The sequence below is a fragment of the Pseudomonas sp. G1002 genome (assembly GCF_013385455.1).
In the GTDB taxonomy this organism is placed as follows: Bacteria; Pseudomonadota; Gammaproteobacteria; order Pseudomonadales; family Pseudomonadaceae; genus Aquipseudomonas.
Map to the genome: position 1 here is coordinate 1 of NZ_JACAPY010000038.1, position 22,975 is coordinate 22,975.

A 22,975-nucleotide genomic window follows, 5' to 3' on the forward strand; every position below is an offset into this window, starting at 1 on the left:
GATGGCCCGTCGCGGCGGCCCGCGGAACCGGGCCGGAGTGCGGGCATGCCGAGCCTAAGCGAGGCACCGAGTGGTGGGGCAAAGACCTTTTGGTTACTTTTGGGGCGTTTGCCAAAAGTGACCCGCTGTAAGAGCGGAACCATAAGCGGCCGTTACCGCAGCAACGGATATGTACACGGTCCATTACAACCAACTCAAACCCCACACAACGAACGCAGCAACCCGGTATCCAGATGCCGCTCTACCAAGTCCGCCAACCGCTCAATATCCCGCTCCCGCAACCCGTGATAATCCACCTCCTGCACATCCTCCAACCCCGCCCACCGCAACAACGCACTACATGCAGCCGGCGTCTCAAACACCCCGTGCAGATAGGTCCCGAGAACCTGCCCATCCTCACTCTGAGCCCCATCCAGGCGCCCATCGTCCAACTGCACCGCAGCCCGCACCAAGCCAGCGCCACTGGTTACACCCGCGTGGATCTCATACCCACTCACCTCGGCCTCCTCCAGCAACAACCGCCCCCGCACGTTACGCAGCTGCTTCTCCTCCTCCAGGGTCGTACTGAACGCCAACAACCCCAGCCCAGCGCTAGAACCACAAGGCCCTTCCAACCCCAGCGGGTCGTGCACCTGCTCGCCGAGCATCTGCAACCCACCACAAATCCCCAGCACCTTCCCGCCATAACGCAGATGCCGAGCCACCGCCGTGTCCCACCCGTTGGCCCGCAAATACGCCAAATCACTGCGCACACTCTTCGAGCCCGGCAAAATAATCAGGTCCGCCGCAGGAATCGCCTGCCCCGGCCCCACAAACTGCAAATCCACCTGCGGGTGCAAGCGCAACGGATCAAAATCCGTGTGATTACTGATCCGCGGCAACACCGGCACCACCACCTTGAGCACCTGCGCCGCCTTGTCGATCTGGCGCTGGTCGATGCCGTCCTCGGCCTCCAGATGCAGATCCATCACATAGGGCAACACCCCCACCACCGGCTTGCCCGTGCGCGCTTCCAGCCAATCCAGCCCCGGCTGCAACAACGCAATATCCCCGCGAAACCGGTTGATGATGAAGCCTTTGACCCGCGCCTGCTCGGTCGGCGACAACAATTCCAGCGTACCCACCAGGTGCGCAAACACCCCGCCACGATTGATGTCGGCAATCAGCAGTACCGGGCAGTCCACTGCCTCGGCAAAGCCCATGTTGGCAATATCATTCGCCCGCAGGTTGATCTCGGCCGGTGAACCCGCACCCTCGACCATCACCACCGGATACGCCGCACTCAAGCGCGCATGGGAGGCAAGCACCGCCTGCATCGCGATGGCTTTGTAATCGTGATAGGCCACCGCATTCATGGTGGTCACGGCGCGCCCATGGATAATCACCTGGGAGCCCGTGTCACTGTTGGGCTTGAGCAATACCGGGTTCATGTCGGTATGGGGCGCCAAGTTCGCGGCCTGGGCCTGCACCGCCTGGGCCCGGCCGATCTCGCCGCCTTCGGCAGTCACGGCGCTGTTGAGCGCCATGTTCTGCGGTTTGAAGGGCACCACCGGTATGCCCTGGCGCACCAGCCAGCGGCAGAGTGCGGTCACCAGCGTGCTTTTGCCGGCGTCAGAGGTGGTGCCCTGCACCATCAAGGTACTCATGAGGCTTCCTTGTAGGCCTTCAGTGCCTGTTCCAGCCGCAACCAGTCGGCCTCGGTATCCGGCAGGCCGAAACGCAGGCTGCTGTTGTCGACAAACAAGCGCAGCAGAATGCCGCGCTGGGCCATGAATTCATGCAGCTGCTCAGCCCGGTCCGTGATCATCCACTGGAACAATGCGCAGCCGCCCTGGGGCCGCAAGTCGTGGCGTTCAAGCACATCAAACAGGCGCTGGCTGGCCGATTCGCAACGCAGCCGCTGTTGCGCATGGCCGGCCGTATCGCGCAGGCATACTTGCCCAAGCACCCGCGTCGGCCCGCTGACGGCCCACGGCCCCACCTGTTCGGCGAGCAGCTTGAGCAGCTTGCGCTCGGCCAGCACGAACCCCAGCCGCACTCCGGCCAGGCCGAAGAATTTGCCGAACGAGCGCAGCACGATCAGGCCGACTTGATGGGCCTGGCCCGCCAGGCTCAGTTGCGGGGTGATGTCCATGAAGGCTTCATCCACCACCAGCCAGCCGCCGCGTTGGGCCAGGCGAGCATGCCAGTCCAGCAGGCGTTGCGGCGTCAGGCTCAGGCCGGTGGGGTTGTTGGGGTTGACCACCACCAGCACGTCAAGGCTGTCGAGGAAGAAGTCAACTTCCTGCTCCAGCACTTCGCGCACGATGTAGCCGGCGCGACGCCAGGCTTCTGCGTGTTCGGCGTAACACGGCGACAGCACACCGACCTTGCCGGCCCGGCGCAGGCGCGGCAATAACTGGATCGCGGCCTGGGAGCCGGCCACCGGCAATACATGGGGCGTGCCGTAATATTCACAGGCAGCCTGCTCCAGGCCGTCATCGTTTTCAGGCAGGCGTGCCCAGGCCCGCAGCGGGATTTCCGGAATCGGAAACGGCCAGGGCGCCAGGCCGCTGGACAGGTCCAGCCAGTCTGCTTCTGGAATGCCGTACTGCATCGCCGCCTTGCGCAAGCGGCCACCGTGCTCAAGCATAAAACTCAGCCCCCACACACAGGATCAGCAACCACAGCCACACGCCGCGTTGCACCAGTTGCCAGCCACGCTCGATGGAATCCGCATCCGCCGGCGGGCCTTCGCCCAGTGGCGGGCGCTGGTGCAGCTCACCGTGATAAATCGCTGCACCGCCCAACTCCACGCCAAGGGCACCGGCACCCGCAGCCATCACCGGGCCGGCGTTGGGGCTGTCCCAGGTCGGGCCCTGGGTGCGCCAGCATTTGAGAGCCAGGCGGGTTTTGCCCAGCAGCGCGTAGGTCAACGCCACCAGGCGTGCCGGAATGTAGTTGAGCACGTCATCGATCTTTGCTGCGGCCCAGCCGAAACGCTCAAAGCGTTCATTGCGATAGCCCCACATGGCATCCAGGGTGTTGCTCAGGCGATAGAGCACCACGCCGGGCACGCCAGCGACCACAAACCAGAACAAGGCGGCAAATACCGCGTCGCTGCCGTTTTCCAGCACCGATTCGGTGGCTGCACGGGCGACTTCGGTGCGATCCAGCTCGCTGGTCTGGCGGCTCACCAGATAGCTGACACGCTTGCGGGCCTCGTCCAGATCATCACTGCGTAACGCTTGCGCCACCGGCAGCACGTGTTCGCCGAGGCTGCGCATGCCGAGGGCGCAATACAGCGCGAGGATTTCCAGGACCCAACCGATGTAAGGCGCCCACGAGAGGGCCGTGGCCAGCAGGGTCAGCGGCACCACCGCAATCACCCAGGCGGTAACGCCATGGCTGCGCCAGCCACGGCCGCCGGAGTTGAAACGCTGCTCGATACGCCCGGCAAAATTACCGAACGCCACCAGCGGATGCCAGCGCCTGGGCTCGCCCAGCAGCGCATCCAGCGCCACGGCAGCGACACTCAGCAAGGCCACACTCATTGACTCACTCCCCAAACATTCTCGTACAACATGTCACTCAGCGGCCGTGGTTCGGTCCAGCCTTCGAGCTGCAACATCGGTGCCGGGTAGAACTCGGCCACCGGGCCCAGGCACAACACGGCCAACGGCTTGGCACCGGGCGGCAGGCCCAGCAGATCGGCCAGGGCCTGGGGCTCGAACAGCGAGACCCAGCCCATGCCCAGCCCTTCGACACGAGCCGCCAGCCATAGATTCTGAATCGCACAGGACAACGATGCCATGTCCATTTCCGGCAAGGTGCGGCGCCCGAAGATATGCCGCTCGCGGTCGTCCATCAAGGCAGCCACCAGCACTTCGGCGCAGTCGTTGATGCCTTCGACCTTGAGCTTCATGAACTGGTCGGAGCGCTCGCCGAGAGCCTCGGCGGTGCGTACGCGTTCTTCTTCCACTAGCTGCTGGATCTGGCCGCGCAGGTTGCGGTCGCTGATGCGGATAAAACGCCAGGGCTGCATCAAGCCGACGCTCGGCGCCTGGTGCGCGGCTTGCAGCAGGCGATGGAGCAATTGCGGCGCCACGCTGCCACCGCTGAAGTGCCGCATGTCGCGGCGTTCGGCGATAGCGCGGTAGACGGCTTCGCGGTCGGCTTCCGGAAAGGCGTTGTCAGTCATGGCCTCTTCGCGAGCAAGCCCGCTCCCACATTGGATTGCGTTTCAACTCGGTCAAGTGTGGGAGCTGGCTTGCCTGCGATGGCGGTCTCAAGGCTTGGCGCAAACAAGGCAGCCACCGCCATCGGGTTGGACGGGAAGTAAAAGTGCACGTAGGAAGCCGTCATCCGGCCCTGACGATAAACCGCCTCGGCACCGCGCCCGCCATTCGGGCTCAGGCCCCGGGCAATCGGCTGCCACTCGGTGCTGGTCAGCGAGTGATGGTAGGTGTGACCGCGCAAGAGGCCTTCGGGCAGTTCGACGTTTTGCAGGGCCAGTGCCGCCAGACGCTTTTGCATCACGGCGTCGCCCTGGAGCAGGCCGACCAGTTCGGCACGGGTGCCGTCGACATCAGTGAGCGAGTCCAGCAGATAGAGCATGCCGCCGCATTCGGCCAGCAGTGGCTTGCCAGCAGCGTGGTGGGCGCGGATGGCGTCGAGCATCGCGGTATTTTCCGACAGCGCCTGGTGATGCAATTCCGGATAACCGCCGGGCAGGTAGAGGCTGTCAGCTTCGGGCAATGCGCGGTCACGAATCGGCGAGAAGAAGCGCAGCTCGGCGCCCATCGCTCGCAACAGGTCGAGGCTGGCGCCGTAGGTAAACGCGAAGGCTTCGTCGCGGGCCACGGCGATGCGCACGCCGGCCAGCAACGGTTGGGCCTCGATCACCTCGGGCGCAGCGAATTCCACCGGCGGTGGCAGCGCTACCTCACAGCTGCTGCCCAGGGCCTGGGCGGCGGCGTCGAGGCGCAGGTCGAGGTCGTTCAATTCGCTGGCCTGCACCAGGCCAAGGTGGCGGCTGGGCAATTCGATCCCGGTTTCCCGGGACAGTGCGCCGTACCAGCGCAGGCCTTCGGTCAGGCTGCCCTCAAGCAGTTGCGCATGGCGCAATGTGCCGACGCGGTTGGCCAGCACGCCGGCAAACGGCAGGTCCGGCTGGTAACGCGCCAGGCCCAATGCCAGGGCACCGAAGGTCTGGGCCATGGCCGTGCCATCGATGACCGCCAGTACCGGCACGCCAAAATGCCGCGCCAGGTCGGCGCTGGACGGCGTGCCGTCGAACAGGCCCATCACGCCTTCGATCAGGATCAGGTCGGCTTCCCCCGCCGCGTCCCACAGCAATCGGCGACTTTCCTGCTCGCCGACCATCCACATGTCCAATTGATAGACCGGCGCACCACTGGCGCGCTCGTGGATCATCGGGTCGAGAAAGTCCGGGCCGCATTTGAACACTCGCACCTTGCGCCCCAGGTTGCGGTGCAAACGGGCGAGCGCGGCGGTGACGGTGGTTTTGCCCTGGCCGGACGCCGGTGCGGCGATCAGCACAGCAGGACAGTGACGGGGCTGATTCAAAGTTCGATGCCTTTCTGCGCCTTGATACCCGCCTGGAACGCATGCTTGAGCATGCCCATTTCAGTTACGGTGTCGGCCATTTCGATCAATTCGGGTTTCGCGCCACGGCCGGTGACCAGCACGTGTTGCATCGGCGGGCGGGCCTGCAGGTCGCTGAGTACCTGGTCCAGGTCGAGGTAGCCGTGCTTGAGGGCGATATTCAGTTCATCCAGCACCACCAGGCCGATGGCCGGGTTCTGCAGCATTTCCCGGGAGACCGCCCAGGCGGCTTCGGCGGCCACGATGTCGCGGGCGCGGTCCTGGGTTTCCCAGGTAAAACCTTCGCCCATCACGTGGAAGCGCACCTGCTCGGGGAAACGGCGGAAGAACAGTTCTTCGCCAGTGCTGTTGCGGCCCTTGATGAACTGCACCACGCCACACTGCATGCCGTGGCCCATGGCCCGGGCCAGCATGCCAAAGGCCGAGCTGCTCTTGCCTTTGCCATTGCCGGTAAGCACCAGCAGCAACCCGCACTCGTTCGGTGAATTGGCAATGCGCTCGTCAATCACGGCTTTTTTGCGCAGCATGCGCGCCAGGTGGCGTTCGTCACGATCGGGGGATTCAGTCATGGCAGCTCTCCGTTGGGGCTGGACAAAAACGGCGGGCAGGAAAAAGACACATACAGACAGCCAAGCATCGCCCACCGTGATGCTGTTGGATGGATCAGGCCGGTCTCCGGGCTCATGAGTGGCATTGGATGCCGAAGGTGCGCCTTCCCATATCGCGGGCGATACAGTGGCTTAAGGCACCGTCTTGACTCATTTACCGTTGCGGGGGCAGCGCCGGGATCGTGGCAGCACTGTAGAAAAATGCGCTCACTCACCGGCTTCCCTGTTTCACTCAGTCGGCGCGTACGCCACAGAGCACCTGAAACAAGCCGCGAAGGTTAGTGGGTTGGGGGTGGAGCGTCAATTAAAGCCGGACATGCGCGTGAACCATCGGGCCGCTGCGTGCCTCTACCGCTACAGGTATTAAGGAGAAAACCATGCACAAGACCCGACTTGCCCTACTGATCATGCTCGCCGGCACCCTCGCCGCCTGCGGCGAAAGCTCTACCCTGCAAGTGTCCGACGGCACCGGGCCCTCGCCCAAACTGCCGGAACCGAATAAAACCCTGATCCCCACGGTGAATATCGCCCCGGCCATCGGCTGGCCCGAAGGCACCAAGCCAACGGCGGCGGCAGGCACTCAAGTAGCGGCGTTTGCCGAAGGCCTGGACCATCCGCGCTGGCTGTATGTGCTGCCCAATGGCGATGTGCTGGTGGCAGAAACCAATGCGCCGCCCAAACCGGACGATTCCAAGGGTATTCGTGGCTGGGTGATGGAGAAAGTCATGGGCCGCGCCGGGGCCGCCGTGCCGAGCCCCAACCGCATTACCCTGCTGCGGGACGCCGACCACGACGGCATAGCCGAAACCCGCACGGTGTTCCTGGAGAACCTGAACTCGCCGTTCGGCATGACACTGCTGGGCAGCGACCTGTATGTGGCCGATTCGGACAAGCTGCTGCGCTTCCCCTATCAGCCAGGCGAAACCTCGATCAAGGAAGCCGGAACCACGGTGACCGACTTGCCGGGCGGCAGCATCAACCATCACTGGACCAAGAACGTGGTCGCGAGCCAGGACGGCAGCAAGTTGTATGTCAGCGTGGGCTCCAACAGCAACGTCGCGGAAAACGGCCTGGAAGCCGAACAAGGCCGCGCCGCGATCTGGGAAGTGGACCGCGCCACCGGCCAGCACCGCATCTTCGCCTCCGGCCTGCGCAACCCCAACGGCATGGCCTGGGAACCGCAAAGCGGCAAGCTGTGGACGGCGGTCAATGAGCGCGATGAAATCGGCAGCGACCTGGTGCCGGACTACATCACCTCGGTCAAGGATGGCGCGTTCTATGGCTGGCCCTTCAGTTACTACGGGCAGCACGTGGATGTGCGGGTGAGTCCGCAGAACCCGGAACTGGTAGCCAAGGCGATTGCCCCGGACTACGCGGTGGGCCCGCACACAGCCTCCCTGGGACTGACCTTTGCCGAGGGCAGCAAGCTACCGGCACAATTCAGCAATGGCGCGTTTATCGGCCAGCATGGTTCGTGGAACCGCAAGCCACACAGTGGCTACAAGGTGATCTTCGTGCCGTTTGAAGGCGGCAAACCCAAAGGCCAGCCGGTGGATGTGCTGACCGGGTTCCTCAATAGCGATGAGAAAGCCATGGGCCGCCCGGTCGGCGTGGTGATCGACAAGCAGGGGGATTTGCTGGTGGCGGATGACGTGGGGAACAAGGTGTGGCGAGTGTCGGCGGCTAAATAGCCAGCTTCGCAAACACCGCAAAACAAATGTGGGAGCGGGCTTGCTCGCGAATGCAGTGTGTCAGTCAGCTTGTTGTCGACTGATCCACCGCATTCGCGAGCAAGCCCGCTCCCACATTTGGTTTCGTGTTTTCCTAGGGGTTTCGTGCCAGGTGCTCGGCTGGCAACACACGCTTGGCGCTCAGGTAGGCGTTTTGCCAATAGGCTTTGGACAGCGTGTCCAGCTTCACCGTACCGCCGGTTTGCGGCGCATGCACAAAGCGCCCTTCTCCCACGTAGATCCCGGCGTGGCTGACCTGCGAGCCGCCACCCGTGGCGAAGAAGATCAGGTCACCGGTCTGCAGGTTGTTTTCGCTCACGTCCTGGGCGCGCATCACGATCAGCTCGCGAGTGGTACGTGGCAAGGAGATGCCCGCCGCGTCACGGTAGACGAAACCGATCAAGCCACTGCAATCAAACCCCGAGTCCGGCGTATTGCCGCCCCAGCGATAAGGCGTGCCGACCAGGCCCAGCGCACGAAAAAGCACGTCTTCGGCCGCAGGCGAGAAACTTTGGGTGGCATAGGTGTTGAACACCGGCTTGGGCTTGACGGCCACGGGAGCAGGCGGAGGACGACTTGCGCAGGCGCTGAGCAGCGCGGCGCAAACGAGAAGAATTAGGCGGGCCGAGGTCGACATGGGCAGAACAATCCTGATCTGGATGCGGCTTTCGCTGCCGAACGTTGAAAAACAAAACGCGCAAGCAAAGCTCGCGCGATCAATTTACAACAATGTCCAGGGATTCTAGCGCTTACACGTCAAACTTCAAGTATCACTTTAACTTTACTTGCTAGCGGTAACGGTAGTCGGGGCCATCGCCAGGGCGCGCTTGGCTTCGATGAAGGTTTTGCTCCAGTAGCTGTCACCCAGGTTGTCGACTCGCACACCACCGCTGCGGCGGCTGCTGGAGTGGATAAACTGGTTGTCGCCCAGGTAGATACCGGCGTGGCTGACACGACCACGGCCAGCCGTACTAAAGAAAAGCAGATCACCGGGCTTGAGGTTGTTCCGCGCGACCAACGGTGCATCCACGTTGATCATTTCGCGGGTGGAACGCGGCAGGTTCATGCCGGCTTCTTCGCGGAACAGGTAGCCGATGAAACCGCTGCAGTCGAAACCGGCTTCAGAGGTACCGCCGAAACGGTAACGGGTACCGATCAGGGACATGCCGCGTTCGAGAATGCTGTCGGCCAGAACGGGAAGCTGGTAAGGCTTGGCGCCGGCGAAGTCGGCGAGTTCTTTTTCAGTTGCGATCTCTTCCTGATAAACAGTGGAAGACTGCGACGCAACGAATTTTGCCTGGGACTGCTGTACTGGTTTTTGCTGCTCAGCCACGTTTTGAGTGTGGGTGGCGCAACCAAACAACAGGGTAACGAGTGCGAGAGGCACGAGGGGTGCGAAGCGATTTAGCATGGGCACGACCGTGGCTGATGTGTAAAGAAGCCGAGACTATGCCTTCTATCACATCGATTTGCAAATTCAATCGTGATCTATGTGACTTCTTGTTTGGACTATGACATCTAAGCCCTTAACACCCTATGCCAGCCATTTGCGTGGCCAAAACGGCCCAAACGCAGGTTTTCTGGCGCCTGTAATTTGCCGAAAGCCCCGGTTTTAAAGGGCTGGCTACCAGCCCAGGGTTTCTTTGAGGAAGGGAATAGTCAGCTTGCGTTGGGCTTGCAAGGAAGCCTGGTCGAGCTGTTCGAGCAAGTCGAACAGTGCGCTCATGCTGCGTGTACCGCGAGTGAGAATAAAATGCCCGACTTCATCGGTCAGGTGCAACCCGCGGCGCGAAGCACGCAGTTGCAGGGCCCGCAGTTTGTCTTCGTCGGACAACGGGCGCATCTGGAAAATCAGCGCCAGGGTCAGCCGCGACTTCAAGTCCGCCAGCTTCACCGGCAGCTCACGTGGCGAGGTGGAGGCGGCAATCAACAAGCGCCGGCCGCTGTCACGCAAGCGGTTGAACAGATGGAACAGTGCCTCTTCCCAATCTGCCCGCCCCGCCACTGCCTGCAAATCGTCCAGGCAGACCAGTTCGTATTGTTCAAGGTTGTCGAGGATCTCGATACCGCGGTCCAGCAGCTCCGCCAGCGGCAGGTACACCGCCGGTTCACCCATCTGTTCGAAGCGCAGGCAAGCGGCCTGTAACAAGTGGGTACGCCCCACGCCGTGCTTGCCCCAGAGGTAGATCAAGCTTTCGGTCCACCCGGCGTCGGCTTCGCAGAGCCGCTCGACATAGCCGAGTGCAGCGGCATTGGCGCCTGGGTAGTAATTGATAAAGGTGGCGTCGTCACGCAGACGCACACCTAGGGGCAGCTGAATCGGTTTCATGCTGACTGAACGGTTCCAATCGAACCGTTAGTGACCTCTGTGTAAAGTTTGCAAAGTTTATACCCGTGACGCCGGGCGCACAATGCAGCAGACCACAAGCAAAATCAAAGGTTTGCGTTAACTTGTTGGATTTGGTGAGGAATGTTTGACGCAATGGCGAAACGCCAGAGCCGATAAATGACAAACCCGGCCTTGAGCCGGGTTTGTGATGCTGCGGTTATAACTCCGGTTCGTCGGTTCCGGCGTACATGTCCGAGTCCTTGTACAAGTCGTGCACATGGCGCACCAGCACCATGATCACCGCCGCCACCGGCAGCGCCAGCAGGATGCCGGTAAAGCCGAACAGCTCGCCGCCCGCCAGGATCGCAAAGATCACCGCCACCGGGTGCAGGCCGATCCGGTCGCCTACCAGCAATGGCGTCAGCACCATGCCTTCCAGGGCCTGGCCGACCATGAACACCGCGACAATCCCGAGCATCGGGTACAGGTCGCCGTGAAACTGGAACAACCCGGCCACCAGCGCCGCACCGATACCAATCACGAAGCCCATATAAGGCACGATGGCTGCCAGGCCGGCGATCAGGCCGATCAACAGCCCCAGTTCCAGGCCGATCGCCATCAACCCCGCCGCGTAGATGATCCCCAGCGCCAGCATCACCAGCAACTGGCCACGGACGAAGGCGCCGAGCACCTCATGACACTCCTCGGCCAGGGAGACAATGCGCTCCTCACGGTCGCGCGGCAGCAGGCCGCGGATCTTGGCCATCATGATGTCCCAGTCCCGCAGCAGGTAGAACGCCACGACCGGGATCAGCACCAGGTTGGTCAGCCAGCCAATCAGCGCCAGGCTCGACGCCGTCGCCTGGCTCAGCACCACGCCGACAATGTCGGTGGTCTGGCCCATGTGCTCGCTGATGGCCGCCTTGACCTTGTCGAACTTCCAGAAGCCGTCTGCCAACCCCAGCTTGGCCTGCGCCCACGGCATGGCCGTGTGTTGCAGCCAGTCGAGCATCTGCGGCGCCAGCTCATAGAGCTTGAACAACTGCTTGGCCAACATCGGCACCAGCACCAGGACCAGCGCCGTGATGATCAAGGTGAACAACGCAAACACCGCCACCACGCCCCAGGTACGTGACAGGCCGATCTTTTCCAGGCGATCCACCACCGGATCGAACAGGTAGGCCAGCAGTAACGCGACCAGGAACGGCGTCAGGATCGAATGCAGCAGGAACACAAAAACGCACAGCAGGACAATCCCGCCAAGCCACACCCAACGACGCGTATCCGCCATAAACCACTCCCTCTGTTATTTGCTTCCTGCTTCTATATAAGAAGGAAGAACACTTACCAATGAAAACGTAGCTGCGGCGTCGGCTCGACCGGTGCCGGTTGCGCGCCTTCTACCACCGGCTGCGGAGCCGGAGCTTCACCTGCCGGGATTTCCTGCAACTTGGCCAGGCTCAACTGGGTGCGCAGCTGCTCGGCGCTGCCATTCACCCGATAAACGATGCGAGTGCCGTCCACGCGCACTGGCTGGGCACCGAACGGTTCCAGCAGATGGCCGAGGGCGGCGTAATGCTCGAGATTCATGCCCTGCACTTCCAGCAACTGATCACTGGTGGCAGCGCCGGCCTTGACCGCAAAGCGTGGTGCCAGGCGTTCGCTGACGGCCAGCAGCACGGCGTCAGCCAATGCGGCAGTATCAGTGCCGGTGGCGGTGCCCTGCTCGCTTTTATCCCCCAGCCACAGGCGCCATTTGGCCGACCATTGGCCGCCGTCTTCGCGAGCATGCACCGCCAGCAAGGCATCGGCACCATAACGCTCGGACGCGGCGCGCAGCGGTGTGGCGTCAGGGCTTTCAAGATTCGGGGCGGTGGCGACGATCTGTTCGTCCAGGTCACCCAATGGCAGACGCAGCGGCAAACCACGGTGCTGGGCCGCGCGGCGCAGCGGCTGGGCGACAGCCTGGCCATCACCGACCAGGCTGCTGCCTTCGACGGAATCGTTCAGCCACCAACCGAGGATCGATGGCCGATTGCTGCCCCACAGCGCCAGGCCCGCGCCACGCAACGCGCGGTCGGTGCTGACCGGGTCGAAATCCACCTGCAGGCTTTCCGGCGGGCCGGCGTCGTAGCCATACTGACTGATGATTTGTTGCGGGTCTTTGCGGATCGCCGCCAGGCCCGGGCCATCGGCGGCCTTGGCGTCGCCGGTCAGGCGGATCACCAGGGTTTGCAGGGCACGCTGGGTCGCCTGGTCGCGCTCCTGGGGAGACTGACTGCTGACCGGCTCCAGCACTTGATAGAGACCATTGAGGGTTTCGGCATGACTCGCCAGGCTGACCAACGACAAGCAGCCCACAAAAAAATATTTACTCAGACCCATGAAAGAAGATTCCCGAACGGCAAATAAGCGGTTGGAACAGACCGCGTGAACACTGTTGAGCAAGGCTGTGACCACAGCGACCGGCAAAACATTCACAGGGTCTCGGCAAGTTTTTGTACTGTCATAACGATAGCGAGTTAAAGGCTATACCTTAATAGGGCCTGTGACCGACTCGATTAGCGATTTTTTTAACAGCTATTGCCCCTGCCCGTCGGCCCGAGGATGGCCGCTGCCCCTCAAGCCTGATAAAATCGCGCGCCTTCGCAGACCGTCAATGGCAGGCCGTGCTGAAACTTCAGGTTTCGGTACACCCGCCGCATTCGGTCGTTACCCCTGAATCCCCCCTAAAGGCCTGGATCATGAGCAAGCAACCCTCCCTGAGCTACAAGGACGCCGGTGTAGACATCGACGCCGGTGAAGCATTGGTCGAACGCATCAAGAGCGTCGCCAAGCGCACTGCGCGCCCCGAAGTCATGGGCGGCCTGGGCGGTTTTGGCGCCCTCTGCGAGATCCCGGCCGGCTACAAGCAGCCTGTATTGGTCTCCGGCACCGACGGTGTGGGCACCAAGCTGCGCCTGGCACTGAACCTGAACAAGCACGACAGCATCGGCATCGACCTGGTTGCCATGTGCGTGAACGACCTGGTGGTGTGCGGCGCCGAGCCGCTGTTCTTCCTTGACTACTACGCCACCGGCAAGCTCAACGTCGAGACCGCTACCCAGGTGGTCACCGGCATTGGCGCTGGCTGCGAACTGTCCGGCTGCTCCCTGGTCGGCGGCGAAACCGCTGAAATGCCAGGCATGTACGAAGGCGAAGACTACGACCTGGCCGGTTTCTGCGTCGGCGTTGTCGAAAAATCCGAAATCATCGACGGTTCCAAGGTGGCTGCCGGTGACGCCCTGCTGGCCCTACCATCGTCCGGCCCGCACTCCAACGGCTACTCGCTGATCCGCAAGATCATCGAAGTGTCCGGCGCCGACATCGAAACCATCCAGCTCGACGGCAAGCCCTTGACCGACCTGCTGATGGCCCCGACCCGCATTTACGTGAAGCCGTTGCTCAAGCTGATCAAGGACACCGGCGCGGTCAAGGCCATGGCCCACATCACCGGTGGCGGCCTGCTGGACAACATCCCGCGCGTACTGCCTAAAGGCGCCCAGGCGATTGTCGACGTGGCCAGCTGGCAGCGCCCGGCAGTCTTCGACTGGCTGCAAGAGAAAGGCAACGTCAACGAAACCGAGATGCACCGCGTGCTGAACTGCGGCGTGGGCATGGTCATCTGCGTGGCTCAAGAGCACGTTGAAAGCGCGCTGAACGTATTGCGTGAAGCCGGCGAACAGCCTTGGGTCATCGGCCAGATCGCTACCGCCCCTGAAGGCGCGGCTCAGGTTGAACTGAAGAACCTTAAGGCGCACTGATGCCTGCAACCTGTGATGTCGTGGTGCTGCTCTCCGGCACCGGCAGTAACTTGCAGGCCCTGATCGACAGCACGCACGCCGGCGACAGCCCGGTGCGCATCGCTGCGGTGATTTCCAACCGCAGCGACGCCTACGGCCTGCAACGCGCCAGGGACGCAGGTATCGACACCCGCTCCCTGGATCACAAGGCTTTCGAAGGCCGCGAGGCCTTCGACAGCGCCTTGATCGAACTGATCGACGCCTTCAACCCCAAACTCGTGGTACTGGCCGGCTTCATGCGCATTCTCAGCGCTGACTTCGTGCGTCACTACAACGGGCGTCTGCTGAATATCCACCCGTCCCTGCTGCCAAAATACAAAGGGTTACACACCCACCAGCGTGCCCTGGAGGCCGGCGACACCGAGCACGGCTGCAGCGTGCACTTTGTCACCGAGGAACTCGATGGCGGGCCTCTGGTCGTACAGGCAGTAGTTCCGGTAGAGTCTGCGGACTCTGCGCAGACGCTTGCGCAACGGGTTCACGCCCAGGAACACAGGATTTACCCGCTGGCTGTTCGCTGGTTCGCTGAGGGACGGTTGATTCTTGGCGACCACGGTGCATTATTGGACGGTCAGTTACTTGCGGCCAGCGGCCACTTGATTCGAACCTAGGAGACTTTATGCGTCGCGCCCTGCTCTTCGCTTTTGCGCTGTTCGCCTTGCCTGCCGTGCAAGCGGCAGACCTTCACCCTTTCTCCGCCAGCTACACCGCCGACTGGAAACAGTTGCCCATGAGTGGTTCGGCAGAACGCAGCCTGACCAAGAATGACAACGGCAGCTGGACCTTGAATTTCAAGGCTTCCATGATGATCGCCAGCCTGACTGAAACCAGCGTGATCCGCTTCGACAAAGACGCCCTGCAACCGGTGAGCTACACCTTCGAACGCGGTGGCCTGGGCAAGACGAAGAAGATCAACCTCGACTTCGATCAGACGGCCAAGAAAGTCACCGGCTTTGAAAACAAGGACCCGGTCAACGTGGCCCTTCAAAGCGGCATGCTCGACAAGTCGACCTACCAGTTGGCATTGCAGCGCGATGTGGCAGCCGGCAAGAAAAGCATGAGCTACAACGTCGTCGAAGGCACTGATGTCGATACCTACGACTTCCGCGTGATCGGCCCGGAAAAGGTCCAGACCAAAGCCGGCTCCATCGATGCGATCAAGGTCGAGCGCGTGCGTGACCCGACTCAAAGCAAGCGCATTACCCAAATGTGGTTTGCCAAGGACTGGGGCGGCATCCTGGTTGCCCTGCGCCAGGTCGAGACTGACGGCAAGGAATACAACATCATGCTGCAAGACGGTACCGTTGACGGCAAGGCTGTCAAAGGCAGCTGATCCTCTGCGCAATGAAAGAGCCTCGCGTACGCGGGGCTTTTTTTCGCCTGTCGCCTGACGCCAACATGAAACTTTTGTCATAAAACTCAGCGCCCTGCGACGCAATGTCGCGGTTTCCGTGGGCTCGCGGGATTACTCCAGTTTCTGTAAAGGTGTGTTGCAATTCCTGGTTATTTACTTAGCAAGCTAACAAATCATATAACAAAGGCCTGCGACGCCTTGCCGCAGATCAACCAGAGATTGGAGCAAGCAGATGACTGTAAAAGTAACTGAACGCGACGATGAACATATGTCCCATGAAGCAGTAGCCCACGGGATTCACATCTGGGATGTACACCAGCAAGACCTGCTGGTCGGCATGTTTCACGACGAGGCCGAAGCTCATAATTATAAAAACGAGCTCGAGACCCTTGAGATGAAACGCCAGGCGCAAAGCTCCTGAAACTCTGAAATCCTGTAGATAACCAGCCCCACGCAGCTGGAGTGTCTATAAACACAAACCCCGCCTTTTGAGCGGGGTTTGTGTTTTGGGGGTTGGGGGTTGGGATTTTGGGGGCGCTTCGCGCCCCAGCGGGAGCAAGCTCCCTCGCCACAGCAAGCTCCCTCGCCACAATGTGTGTTTCTAACGCATTACCACATCAGGTCATCAGGGATCTGGTAGGCGGCGTACGGATCATCCTCATCCGGCACCTGGCTTTCGGTCAGCACGTTCATCTGGACGATGCGCTCTGGCGCCCGCTCCTGGATCTTCAGCGCGGCTTCGCGCGGGATCACCTCGTAACCGCCACCGTGGTGCACGATCGCCAGGGAGCCGTTGCTCAGCTTGTTACGCATCAGCGTGTTGACCGACAGGCGCTTGACCTTCTTGTCGTCCACGAAGTTGTAGTAGTCCTCGGTGGTCAGCTTGGGCAGGCGCGAGGTTTCGATCAATTGCTTGACCTGCGCAACGCGGGCCTTAGCCTCGGCTTTTTCCTGCTGCTGACGGTTCAGCTCCTGGTCGCGCTTGACCTTTTCGGCATGCGCCTGGATGGCCAGGCGCGCCTGGCTATCGTCCGCTTCGGCCTGGCCTTTATGCACCAGGCGCTGCTGTTTCTGTTTCTCTTTGCCGACCTGCTTGGCCTGCTTTTGGTTGACCAGGCCTGCTTTGAGCAACTGGTCGCGAAGGGAAATGCTCATGGTGCTTACTCACTTGGGCAACGGCTCAGCCGCAGCTGGACAGATTCTTTTCCTGGCGTTTGGCTTCGCCCCACAGGGCGTCCAACTCTTCGAGGGTGCAATCTTCTATGGGACGGTGGGTCTCGCGCAATGCCTGTTCGATAAATCGGAAACGTCGTTCGAATTTAGCGTTGGCTAAACGCAAGGCTGCTTCCGGGTCGACCTGGAGGTGACGGGCCAGGTTGACCGCCGCAAACAGCAGGTCACCTACTTCATCGGCGATGGCTGCCGGGTCGTTATCGGCCATGGCTTCGAGCACTTCATCCAGCTCTTCGCGCACGTTATCCACCACGGGCAACGCGGCCGGCCAGTCGAAACCCACCTGCCCGGCACGCTTTTGCAATTTGGCTGCGCGGGAAAGCGCCGGCAAGGCCGTGGGCACATCATCCAGCAGGGATAACTGCTGTGGGACGTCGGACTTTTCCGCACGCTCCTCGGCCTTTATTTCTTCCCAACGCTGCTTGACCTGCTCCTCGCTCAGCTGCGGAATATCCAGCGGCGCGTACAAGTCTCCCGTGGGAAACACATGCGGGTGACGGCGAATCAACTTGCGGGTAATGCTGTCGATCACCCCGGCGAATTCGAAGCGCCCTTCTTCCCGCGCCAGCTGGCTGTAATACACCACCTGGAACAACAGGTCGCCCAACTCACCTTGCAGGTGATCAAAATCCCCGCGCTCGATCGCATCGGCGACTTCGTAGGCTTCTTCCAGGGTGTGGGGGACGATGGTGGCGTAGGTTTGCTTGATGTCCCACGGGCAACCGTATTGCGGGTCGCGCAGGCGGTTCATCAGGTGCAGCAGGTCTTCAAGTGAATACATCAGTCTCTTTCCGCAGAAGTGGGAACGCTGAGGATCAAATGTGGGAGCGGGCTTGCTCGCGAAGGCGTCGTGTCAGTTGCCTGATATTTGACAGACACATCGCCTTCGCGAGCAAGCCCGCTCCCACATTTCAGTCCGCGCTCATCCAGCTACTCATGGCGTGCGATTACGCCGGGTCTCAATGATGTTCGGCAACTGGGAAATACGCCCCAGCAACCGACCCAACGCGTCCAGCCCCGGAATCTCGATGGTCAGGGACATCAGCGCCGTGTTGTCCTCTTTGTTCGAGCGGGTGTTGACCGCCAGCACGTTGATCCGCTCATTGAGCAGCACCTGCGACACATCACGCAGCAGCCCGGAACGGTCGTAGGCACGAATGATGATGTCCACCGGATAGGTCAACACCGGCACCGGGCCCCAACTGACCTGGATGATCCGCTCCGGCTCGCGCCCGCCCAGTTGCAACACCGAGGCACAGTCCTGGCGGTGAATGCTCACCCCGCGGCCCTGAGTGATGTAACCGACGATGGCGTCGCCCGGCAATGGCTGGCAGCAGCCGGCCATTTGCGTCATCAGGTTGCCGACGCCCTGGATCTGGATATCGCCGCGCTTGCCCGGCTTGTAGCCGGTGGCCTTGCGTGGAATCAGTTCCAGCTGCTCGCTGCCCCGCTCCGGCTCAACCAGTTGCTGGGCCAGGTTGACCAACTGCGCCAGGCGCAGATCGCCGGCACCGAGGGCGGCGAACATGTCTTCGGCGATCTTCATGTTGGCCTTTTCGGCCAGCTTGTCGAAGTCCACCTGCGGCAGGCCCAGGCGTGCCAATTCGCGCTCGAGCAAGGTCTTGCCGGCGGCGACGTTCTGGTCGCGCGCCTGCAATTTGAACCAGTGGACGATCTTCGCCCGCGCCCTGGACGTGGTGATGTAGCCCAGGTTCGGGTTCAGCCAGTCGCGGCTCGGCGTACCGTGCTTGCTGGTAATGATCTCGACCTGTTCACCGGTCTGCAGGCTGTAGTTGAGCGGCACGATGCGCCCGTTGATCTTGGCGCCACGGCAGTTGTGGCCGATCTCGGTGTGCACCCGGTACGCAAAATCCAGCGGTGTGGCGCCCTTGGGCAGGTCGATCGCGTGGCCGTCGGGGGTGAAGATGTAGACCCGGTCAGGTTCGATATCTACCCGCAGCTGGTCGGCCAAACCGCCGATGTCGCCCAGCTCTTCGTGCCACTCCAGCACCTGGCGCAACCAGGAGATTTTCTCTTCGTACTGGTTCGACCCGGCCTTGACGTCGGTGCCCTTGTAGCGCCAGTGAGCGCATACGCCCAGCTCCGCCTCTTCGTGCATCGCGTGGGTGCGGATCTGTACTTCCAGCACCTTGCCCTCGGGGCCGATCACTGCCGTGTGCAATGAGCGGTAACCGTTTTCCTTGGGGTTGGCGATGTAGTCGTCGAATTCCTTGGGGATGTGCCGCCACAGCGTGTGCACGATACCCAGCGCGGTGTAGCAGTCGCGCATTTCCGGCACCAGCACACGCACGGCGCGCACGTCGTAGATCTGGCTGAAGGCCAGGCCCTTGCGCTGCATTTTGCGCCAGATGGAATAGATGTGTTTGGCCCGGCCGCTGATGTCGGCTTCAACCCCGGTGGCCTGCAATTCCGTGCGTAACTGGCTCATCACGTCGGCGATAAAGCGCTCACGGTCCAGCCGCCGCTCATGGAGCAGCGTGGCAATCTGTTTGTATTGATCGGGTTCGAGGTAACGGAAGGACAAGTCCTCCAGTTCCCACTTGATATGGCCGATGCCCAGGCGGTGGGCGAGCGGCGCGTAGATGTCGAACACCTCGCGGGCGACGCGGTTGCGCTTTTCGTCGTCGGCGGTTTTCACCGCCCGAATCGCGCAGGTACGCTCGGCCAGCTTGATCAAGGCGACGCGCACGTCGTCGACCATCGCCACCAGCATCTTGCGCAGGTTTTCCACCTGGCCCTGGGTGCCCAGCACCATCGACTGGCGCGGGCTGAGGCTGGCACTGATCGCCGCCATGCGCAGCACGCCGTCGATCAGCTTGGCCACCACGGTGCCGAAACGCTGGCTGATGGTGGGCAGCTGAATGTGCCCTTCGCGCACGCCGCGATACAGCACCGCCGCGATCAGCGAATCCTGATCGAGCTTGAGATCGGCGAGGATCTCGGCGATTTCCAACCCGGTGCGAAAGCTTGAAGTGCCTTCGGCCCACAGGTTCTTCGCCGCATTGTCTTGCTGTTCAGACTCACGAGCGAACTCGCAGGCTGCTTTCAAGGCTTCACGGTCCAGTGCCGGGTCGACACTGATGGCATGATCCAGCCATGCCTCGAGATTGATACTGCCGTCGGTGTTGATCGGCTGGTGTGCTCTCACCTGTACCATCTTGCTTACCTTCCCTACGACGCACCTTTTAGTGCGTCAAAATCATCGCTGACCTGCTTTACAAAAAAAGCTTGTGCACGCTCCCTGGCAGGTCACAGGCCCAGGAGATGCAGGCCAGTCGGATTAAACGGGCATCCTAGCCCGCTTCAAATAACGCCATGGCCTCGACATGGGCCGTCTGGGGAAACATGTCGAGGATCCCGGCACGTTTTAGCCGGTAGCCTTGCTTGACCAACTCGACCGTGTCCCGCGCCAGCGTTGCCGGATTGCAGGACACATACACCAGGCGATCAGCCCCCAGGGTAGCGAGCTTGCGCACAACCTCCAGGGCACCATCGCGGGGTGGGTCCAAGAGTACCGCAGAAAAGCCCTGTTTGGCCCATTCCGCGTCGGTCAAAGGCTGGGACAAATCGGCCTGAAAAAACTGAACATTATGCAAATTATTGCTGACGGCATTCTGTGCCGCCCGGTCCACCATGGCCTGCACCCCTTCCACCGCCACCACTTCCCGCACTTGGCGGGCCAGCGGCAAGGCGAAGTTGCCCAAGCCACAAAACAAATCCAGCACCCGCTCGTCGGGCTTCGGCGCCAGCCAATCCAGCGCCTGGGCGACCATCGCCTGGTTGACCCCGGCGTTGACCTGCACAAAGTCTCCCGGGCGGTACGCCAACTGCAAATCCCACGGTTCCAGACGATAGCCCAAGGCCTGGTCTGGTTCGACCGGTTGCGGCTGGCCCTCGCCATGCAGCCACAGTTGGGCTTCATGGAACGTGCAAAATTCCTGCAGGATCGTCAGGTCCGCTTCGGACAAGGGCGCCATGTGTCGCAACAACACGGCAATCGACGAACCACTGAATAATTCCACATGCCCCAATGCCTGAGGCTTGCTCAAGCGCCGCAGCATGTTGGGCAAACGCTGCATGATCGGTTGCAAGGCCTGTACCAGCACCGGGCAATCGTCGATGGCGACGATGTCCTGGCTGGCCACGGCACGAAAGCCGACTTCAAGTTTCTTCGCCTTGGCATCCCAGCGCACGGCCACGCGGGCGCGGCGACGATAGCCGAATTCCGGCCCGCTCAAAGGCGCGGCCCACTCCTGGGGTTCGACACCTGCCACACGGGATAATTGCTCGGCGAGCATGCGCTGTTTCAGGGCGAGTTGTTCGTCATGGGGCAAGTGTTGCAGGCTGCAACCGCCACAGCGGCCGGCGTGCACACAGGGTGCCGGACGGCGCAGTTCGCTGGCGGTAAATACGCGCTCGGTGCGCGCCTCGACCACTTTGCCGTGGGCGCCCAACACCCGCGCTTCCACCTCTTCACCGGCCAGCGCACCCACGACAAACCAGGTGCGGCCTTCAAAGAACACAATGCCACGGCCGTCGTTGGCCAGGCGCTCGATGGTCAGGCGCTGCTTCTTGCCTACGGGAATCTGTGGGGCCCGGCTGCCGCCCGTCGGTTGGAAGCGCAGGCCTCTCTCGTGCTTGGCCATCAGTTGGGCGCGTCGAAAATGCCGGTCGACAGGTAACGGTCGCCACGGTCACAGATGATCGCGACGATCACCGCGTTTTCCAACTCCTGGGACAAGCGCAACATCCCGGCCACGGCGCCACCGGACGACACGCCGCAGAAGATGCCTTCTTCACGGGCCAGGCGGCGGGTGGTGTCTTCGGCTTCACGCTGGGCCATGTCGATGATGCGATCGACGCGAGCCGCGTTGTAGATCTTCGGCAAGTACTCTTCGGGCCAACGACGGATCCCCGGGATCGCTGCGCCTTCCATCGGTTGCAGGCCGACGATCTGGATCTCGGGATTCTGCTCCTTGAGGTAGCGCGAATTGCCCATGATGGTGCCGGTGGTGCCCATCGAACTCACGAAGTGAGTGATGGTGCCCTGGGTCTGGCGCCAGATTTCCGGGCCAGTGGTGGTGTAATGCGCCTCGGGGTTGTCGCCGTTGGCGAACTGGTCCAGCACCAGGCCACGGCCTTCGGCAGCCATACGCTCGGCGAGGTCGCGGGCGCCTTCCATGCCTTCTTCCTGGGTGACCAGGATCAACTCGGCGCCGTAGGCGGTCATCGCCGCCTTGCGCTCGGCGCTGCCGTTGTCGGGCATGATCAGGACCATCTTGTAGCCCTTGATCGCCGCGGCCATGGCCAGGGCAATCCCGGTGTTACCGGAGGTGGCTTCGATCAGGGTGTCGCCGGGCTTGATCTGCCCACGCAACTCGGCGCGGGTGATCATCGACAACGCCGGGCGGTCCTTGACCGAGCCGGCCGGGTTGTTCCCTTCGAGCTTGAGCAACAAGGTATTGCTGGTGTTGCCCGGCAGGCGCTGCAAGCGGACCAGCGGGGTATTGCCGACGCAATCGGCGATGGTGGGGTACTGCAAGGTCATGGCGTATTCGCAATCCAGACTGCGGGGGCGACTATCATACCGGGAAAGGCTGGCGGGCCATATCACGCAAAGTGTGGTGCTTATCGCTTAATGGAATAAGTCAGGCGGGGCCGTGGTTTCTCTGGAACACTTCATCGCCCATCGCGGCAATCTGTCCTTCGATCAATGCCTCGAACGGTTTCAGCAGCGGCTCAAATGAGGTGGGCGCTTCAAGCACCTGCAACGCCTGCACGATGGCCTCCACCGTCGACAACGCCCCGGGCCCCGGTGCCTTGCGCAGCCGATAACGGGACACGGCGCCTTCCGCCAGCGTCACCCGAGGCAGCGCCGCCAATAAAGGATTGAGGTGCAGCAACTTGCGCGCCTTGCGCCAGGTACCGTCCGGCACCACCAACAGCAACGGTTCGTCGGATGGCGTATAGGCCTGCAAGGGTTGGGCATTTTCGTCCGGAAACAACAGACGCGCCTGATAACCCGGCGGATTCAACAACGCCTGCAAATCCTCAAACACCTCCCCCACCACCAACTGCGCATTCACCAAGCCCAGCGCCGCCAACCGCGCGGTATTCAAGGCGTGATTGACCTCACTCGGATGCTGCAACAGCAACACCCGGGTTCGGCTATCCAGCCGGGGAATCAGCGCGCACAGGCAGTGAGTGGTGGGCCGCAGGCAGCGGGAGCATTGGGGTCTGGACATGGGTTT

At 61.8% G+C, this 22,975-nt stretch carries 22 protein-coding genes and 1 riboswitch; of the genes, 5 read left to right on the forward strand and 17 right to left on the reverse strand.

The genetic code is table 11. From position 1 onward, the window contains the following. Positions 1-194: 194 nt before the first annotated feature. From HX801_RS24885 to cobO, 6 genes are read right to left on the reverse strand one after another with little or no spacing between them, the layout of a single operon-like run. Complete coding sequence (locus tag HX801_RS24885; RefSeq protein WP_177022925.1) at positions 195-1,646, reverse strand: cobyric acid synthase; 1,452 nt, start codon at positions 1,644-1,646, stop codon at positions 195-197. Beyond that, entirely contained in the window at positions 1,643-2,632 is a 990-nt protein-coding gene (cobD, locus tag HX801_RS24890) for a threonine-phosphate decarboxylase CobD (RefSeq protein WP_003210755.1), read from the reverse strand. Before cobD ends, HX801_RS24885 begins: the two co-directional genes overlap by 4 nt. Continuing rightward, complete coding sequence (gene cbiB / locus HX801_RS24895; RefSeq protein WP_087694822.1) at positions 2,625-3,533, reverse strand: adenosylcobinamide-phosphate synthase CbiB; 909 nt, start codon at positions 3,531-3,533, stop codon at positions 2,625-2,627. The genes cobD and cbiB overlap by 8 nt, the downstream gene beginning before the upstream one ends. Then, a complete protein-coding gene (gene bluB / locus HX801_RS24900) occupies positions 3,530-4,180 on the reverse strand; it encodes a 5,6-dimethylbenzimidazole synthase (RefSeq protein WP_003210753.1) in 651 nt (216 codons plus the stop codon). The genes cbiB and bluB overlap by 4 nt, the downstream gene beginning before the upstream one ends. Next, positions 4,177-5,568 (reverse strand): cobyrinate a,c-diamide synthase, encoded by a 1,392-nt coding sequence (locus HX801_RS24905; RefSeq protein WP_177022926.1) that lies wholly within the window; start codon positions 5,566-5,568, stop codon positions 4,177-4,179. The genes bluB and HX801_RS24905 overlap by 4 nt, the downstream gene beginning before the upstream one ends. Beyond that, positions 5,565-6,176 (reverse strand): cob(I)yrinic acid a,c-diamide adenosyltransferase, encoded by a 612-nt coding sequence (gene cobO / locus HX801_RS24910; RefSeq protein ID WP_003210751.1) that lies wholly within the window; start codon positions 6,174-6,176, stop codon positions 5,565-5,567. Before cobO ends, HX801_RS24905 begins: the two co-directional genes overlap by 4 nt. A 79-nt stretch (positions 6,177-6,255) precedes the next feature. Then, positions 6,256-6,493: riboswitch (cobalamin riboswitch) on the reverse strand. A 99-nt stretch (positions 6,494-6,592) separates the two neighbouring features. Between cobO and HX801_RS24915 the strand changes: the two genes are divergently transcribed. After that, positions 6,593-7,906, forward strand: a complete 1,314-nt coding sequence (locus HX801_RS24915) for a sorbosone dehydrogenase family protein (RefSeq protein ID WP_177022927.1) — start codon at positions 6,593-6,595, stop codon at positions 7,904-7,906. 133 nt (positions 7,907-8,039) lie between these two features. On the opposite strand, the gene HX801_RS24920 is transcribed toward HX801_RS24915, so the two are convergent. The 5 genes from HX801_RS24920 to HX801_RS24940 all read right to left on the reverse strand — a co-directional run bounded on the left by HX801_RS24920 (position 8,040) and on the right by HX801_RS24940 (position 12,659). Continuing rightward, complete coding sequence (locus HX801_RS24920) at positions 8,040-8,582, reverse strand: C40 family peptidase (protein WP_003210749.1); 543 nt, start codon at positions 8,580-8,582, stop codon at positions 8,040-8,042. Between the two features lie 144 nt (positions 8,583-8,726). Beyond that, positions 8,727-9,356, reverse strand: coding sequence for a C40 family peptidase (locus HX801_RS24925; RefSeq protein WP_003210748.1), 630 nt, complete (start codon positions 9,354-9,356; stop codon positions 8,727-8,729). 213 nt (positions 9,357-9,569) lie between these two features. Then, the gene (gene hda, locus HX801_RS24930) at positions 9,570-10,274 is read right to left on the reverse strand and encodes a DnaA regulatory inactivator Hda (RefSeq protein ID WP_003210747.1); all 705 of its coding nucleotides are present in this window, start codon (positions 10,272-10,274) and stop codon (positions 9,570-9,572) included. Positions 10,275-10,491: 217 nt separating this feature from the next. Continuing rightward, positions 10,492-11,565 (reverse strand): AI-2E family transporter, encoded by a 1,074-nt coding sequence (locus HX801_RS24935; protein ID WP_003210746.1) that lies wholly within the window; start codon positions 11,563-11,565, stop codon positions 10,492-10,494. Between the two features lie 53 nt (positions 11,566-11,618). After that, positions 11,619-12,659 (reverse strand): DUF2066 domain-containing protein, encoded by a 1,041-nt coding sequence (locus HX801_RS24940; RefSeq protein ID WP_003210745.1) that lies wholly within the window; start codon positions 12,657-12,659, stop codon positions 11,619-11,621. A gap of 359 nt (positions 12,660-13,018) precedes the next feature. Here HX801_RS24940 and purM point away from each other — a divergent pair, with 359 nt between their 5' ends. The 4 genes from purM (at position 13,019) to HX801_RS24960 (ending at position 15,891) form a co-directional block, all read left to right on the forward strand. Next, positions 13,019-14,077, forward strand: coding sequence for a phosphoribosylformylglycinamidine cyclo-ligase (purM, locus tag HX801_RS24945; RefSeq protein ID WP_008438191.1), 1,059 nt, complete (start codon positions 13,019-13,021; stop codon positions 14,075-14,077). Continuing rightward, entirely contained in the window at positions 14,077-14,727 is a 651-nt protein-coding gene (purN, locus tag HX801_RS24950; RefSeq protein ID WP_177022928.1) for a phosphoribosylglycinamide formyltransferase, read from the forward strand. Before purM ends, purN begins: the two co-directional genes overlap by 1 nt. A gap of 8 nt (positions 14,728-14,735) precedes the next feature. Continuing rightward, positions 14,736-15,449, forward strand: coding sequence for a DUF3108 domain-containing protein (locus HX801_RS24955; RefSeq protein WP_003210742.1), 714 nt, complete (start codon positions 14,736-14,738; stop codon positions 15,447-15,449). A 253-nt stretch (positions 15,450-15,702) separates the two neighbouring features. After that, positions 15,703-15,891 (forward strand): hypothetical protein, encoded by a 189-nt coding sequence (locus tag HX801_RS24960; RefSeq protein WP_003210741.1) that lies wholly within the window; start codon positions 15,703-15,705, stop codon positions 15,889-15,891. A 188-nt stretch (positions 15,892-16,079) separates the two neighbouring features. On the opposite strand, the gene HX801_RS24965 is transcribed toward HX801_RS24960, so the two are convergent. From HX801_RS24965 to HX801_RS24990, 6 genes are all read right to left on the reverse strand, one after another. Further along, positions 16,080-16,625 carry a DUF2058 domain-containing protein gene (locus tag HX801_RS24965; protein ID WP_003210740.1) on the reverse strand — a complete coding sequence of 182 codons (546 nt, stop codon included), beginning with the start codon at positions 16,623-16,625 and terminating at the stop codon, positions 16,080-16,082. 25 nt (positions 16,626-16,650) lie between these two features. Next, on the reverse strand, positions 16,651-17,484 hold the full coding sequence (gene mazG / locus HX801_RS24970; protein WP_008438185.1) for a nucleoside triphosphate pyrophosphohydrolase: 834 nt from the start codon (positions 17,482-17,484) through the stop codon (positions 16,651-16,653). 153 nt (positions 17,485-17,637) lie between these two features. After that, positions 17,638-19,881: a GTP diphosphokinase gene (gene relA / locus HX801_RS24975; protein ID WP_008438176.1), complete on the reverse strand. Its 2,244-nt coding sequence runs from the start codon at positions 19,879-19,881 to the stop codon at positions 17,638-17,640. 136 nt (positions 19,882-20,017) lie between these two features. After that, positions 20,018-21,370: a 23S rRNA (uracil(1939)-C(5))-methyltransferase RlmD gene (gene rlmD / locus HX801_RS24980; protein WP_008438175.1), complete on the reverse strand. Its 1,353-nt coding sequence runs from the start codon at positions 21,368-21,370 to the stop codon at positions 20,018-20,020. Beyond that, a complete protein-coding gene (gene cysM / locus HX801_RS24985) occupies positions 21,370-22,272 on the reverse strand; it encodes a cysteine synthase CysM (protein WP_003210736.1) in 903 nt (300 codons plus the stop codon). The genes rlmD and cysM overlap by 1 nt, the downstream gene beginning before the upstream one ends. A gap of 100 nt (positions 22,273-22,372) precedes the next feature. Further along, complete coding sequence (locus HX801_RS24990; protein ID WP_003210735.1) at positions 22,373-22,969, reverse strand: tRNA-uridine aminocarboxypropyltransferase; 597 nt, start codon at positions 22,967-22,969, stop codon at positions 22,373-22,375. Positions 22,970-22,975: the final 6 nt, after the last annotated feature.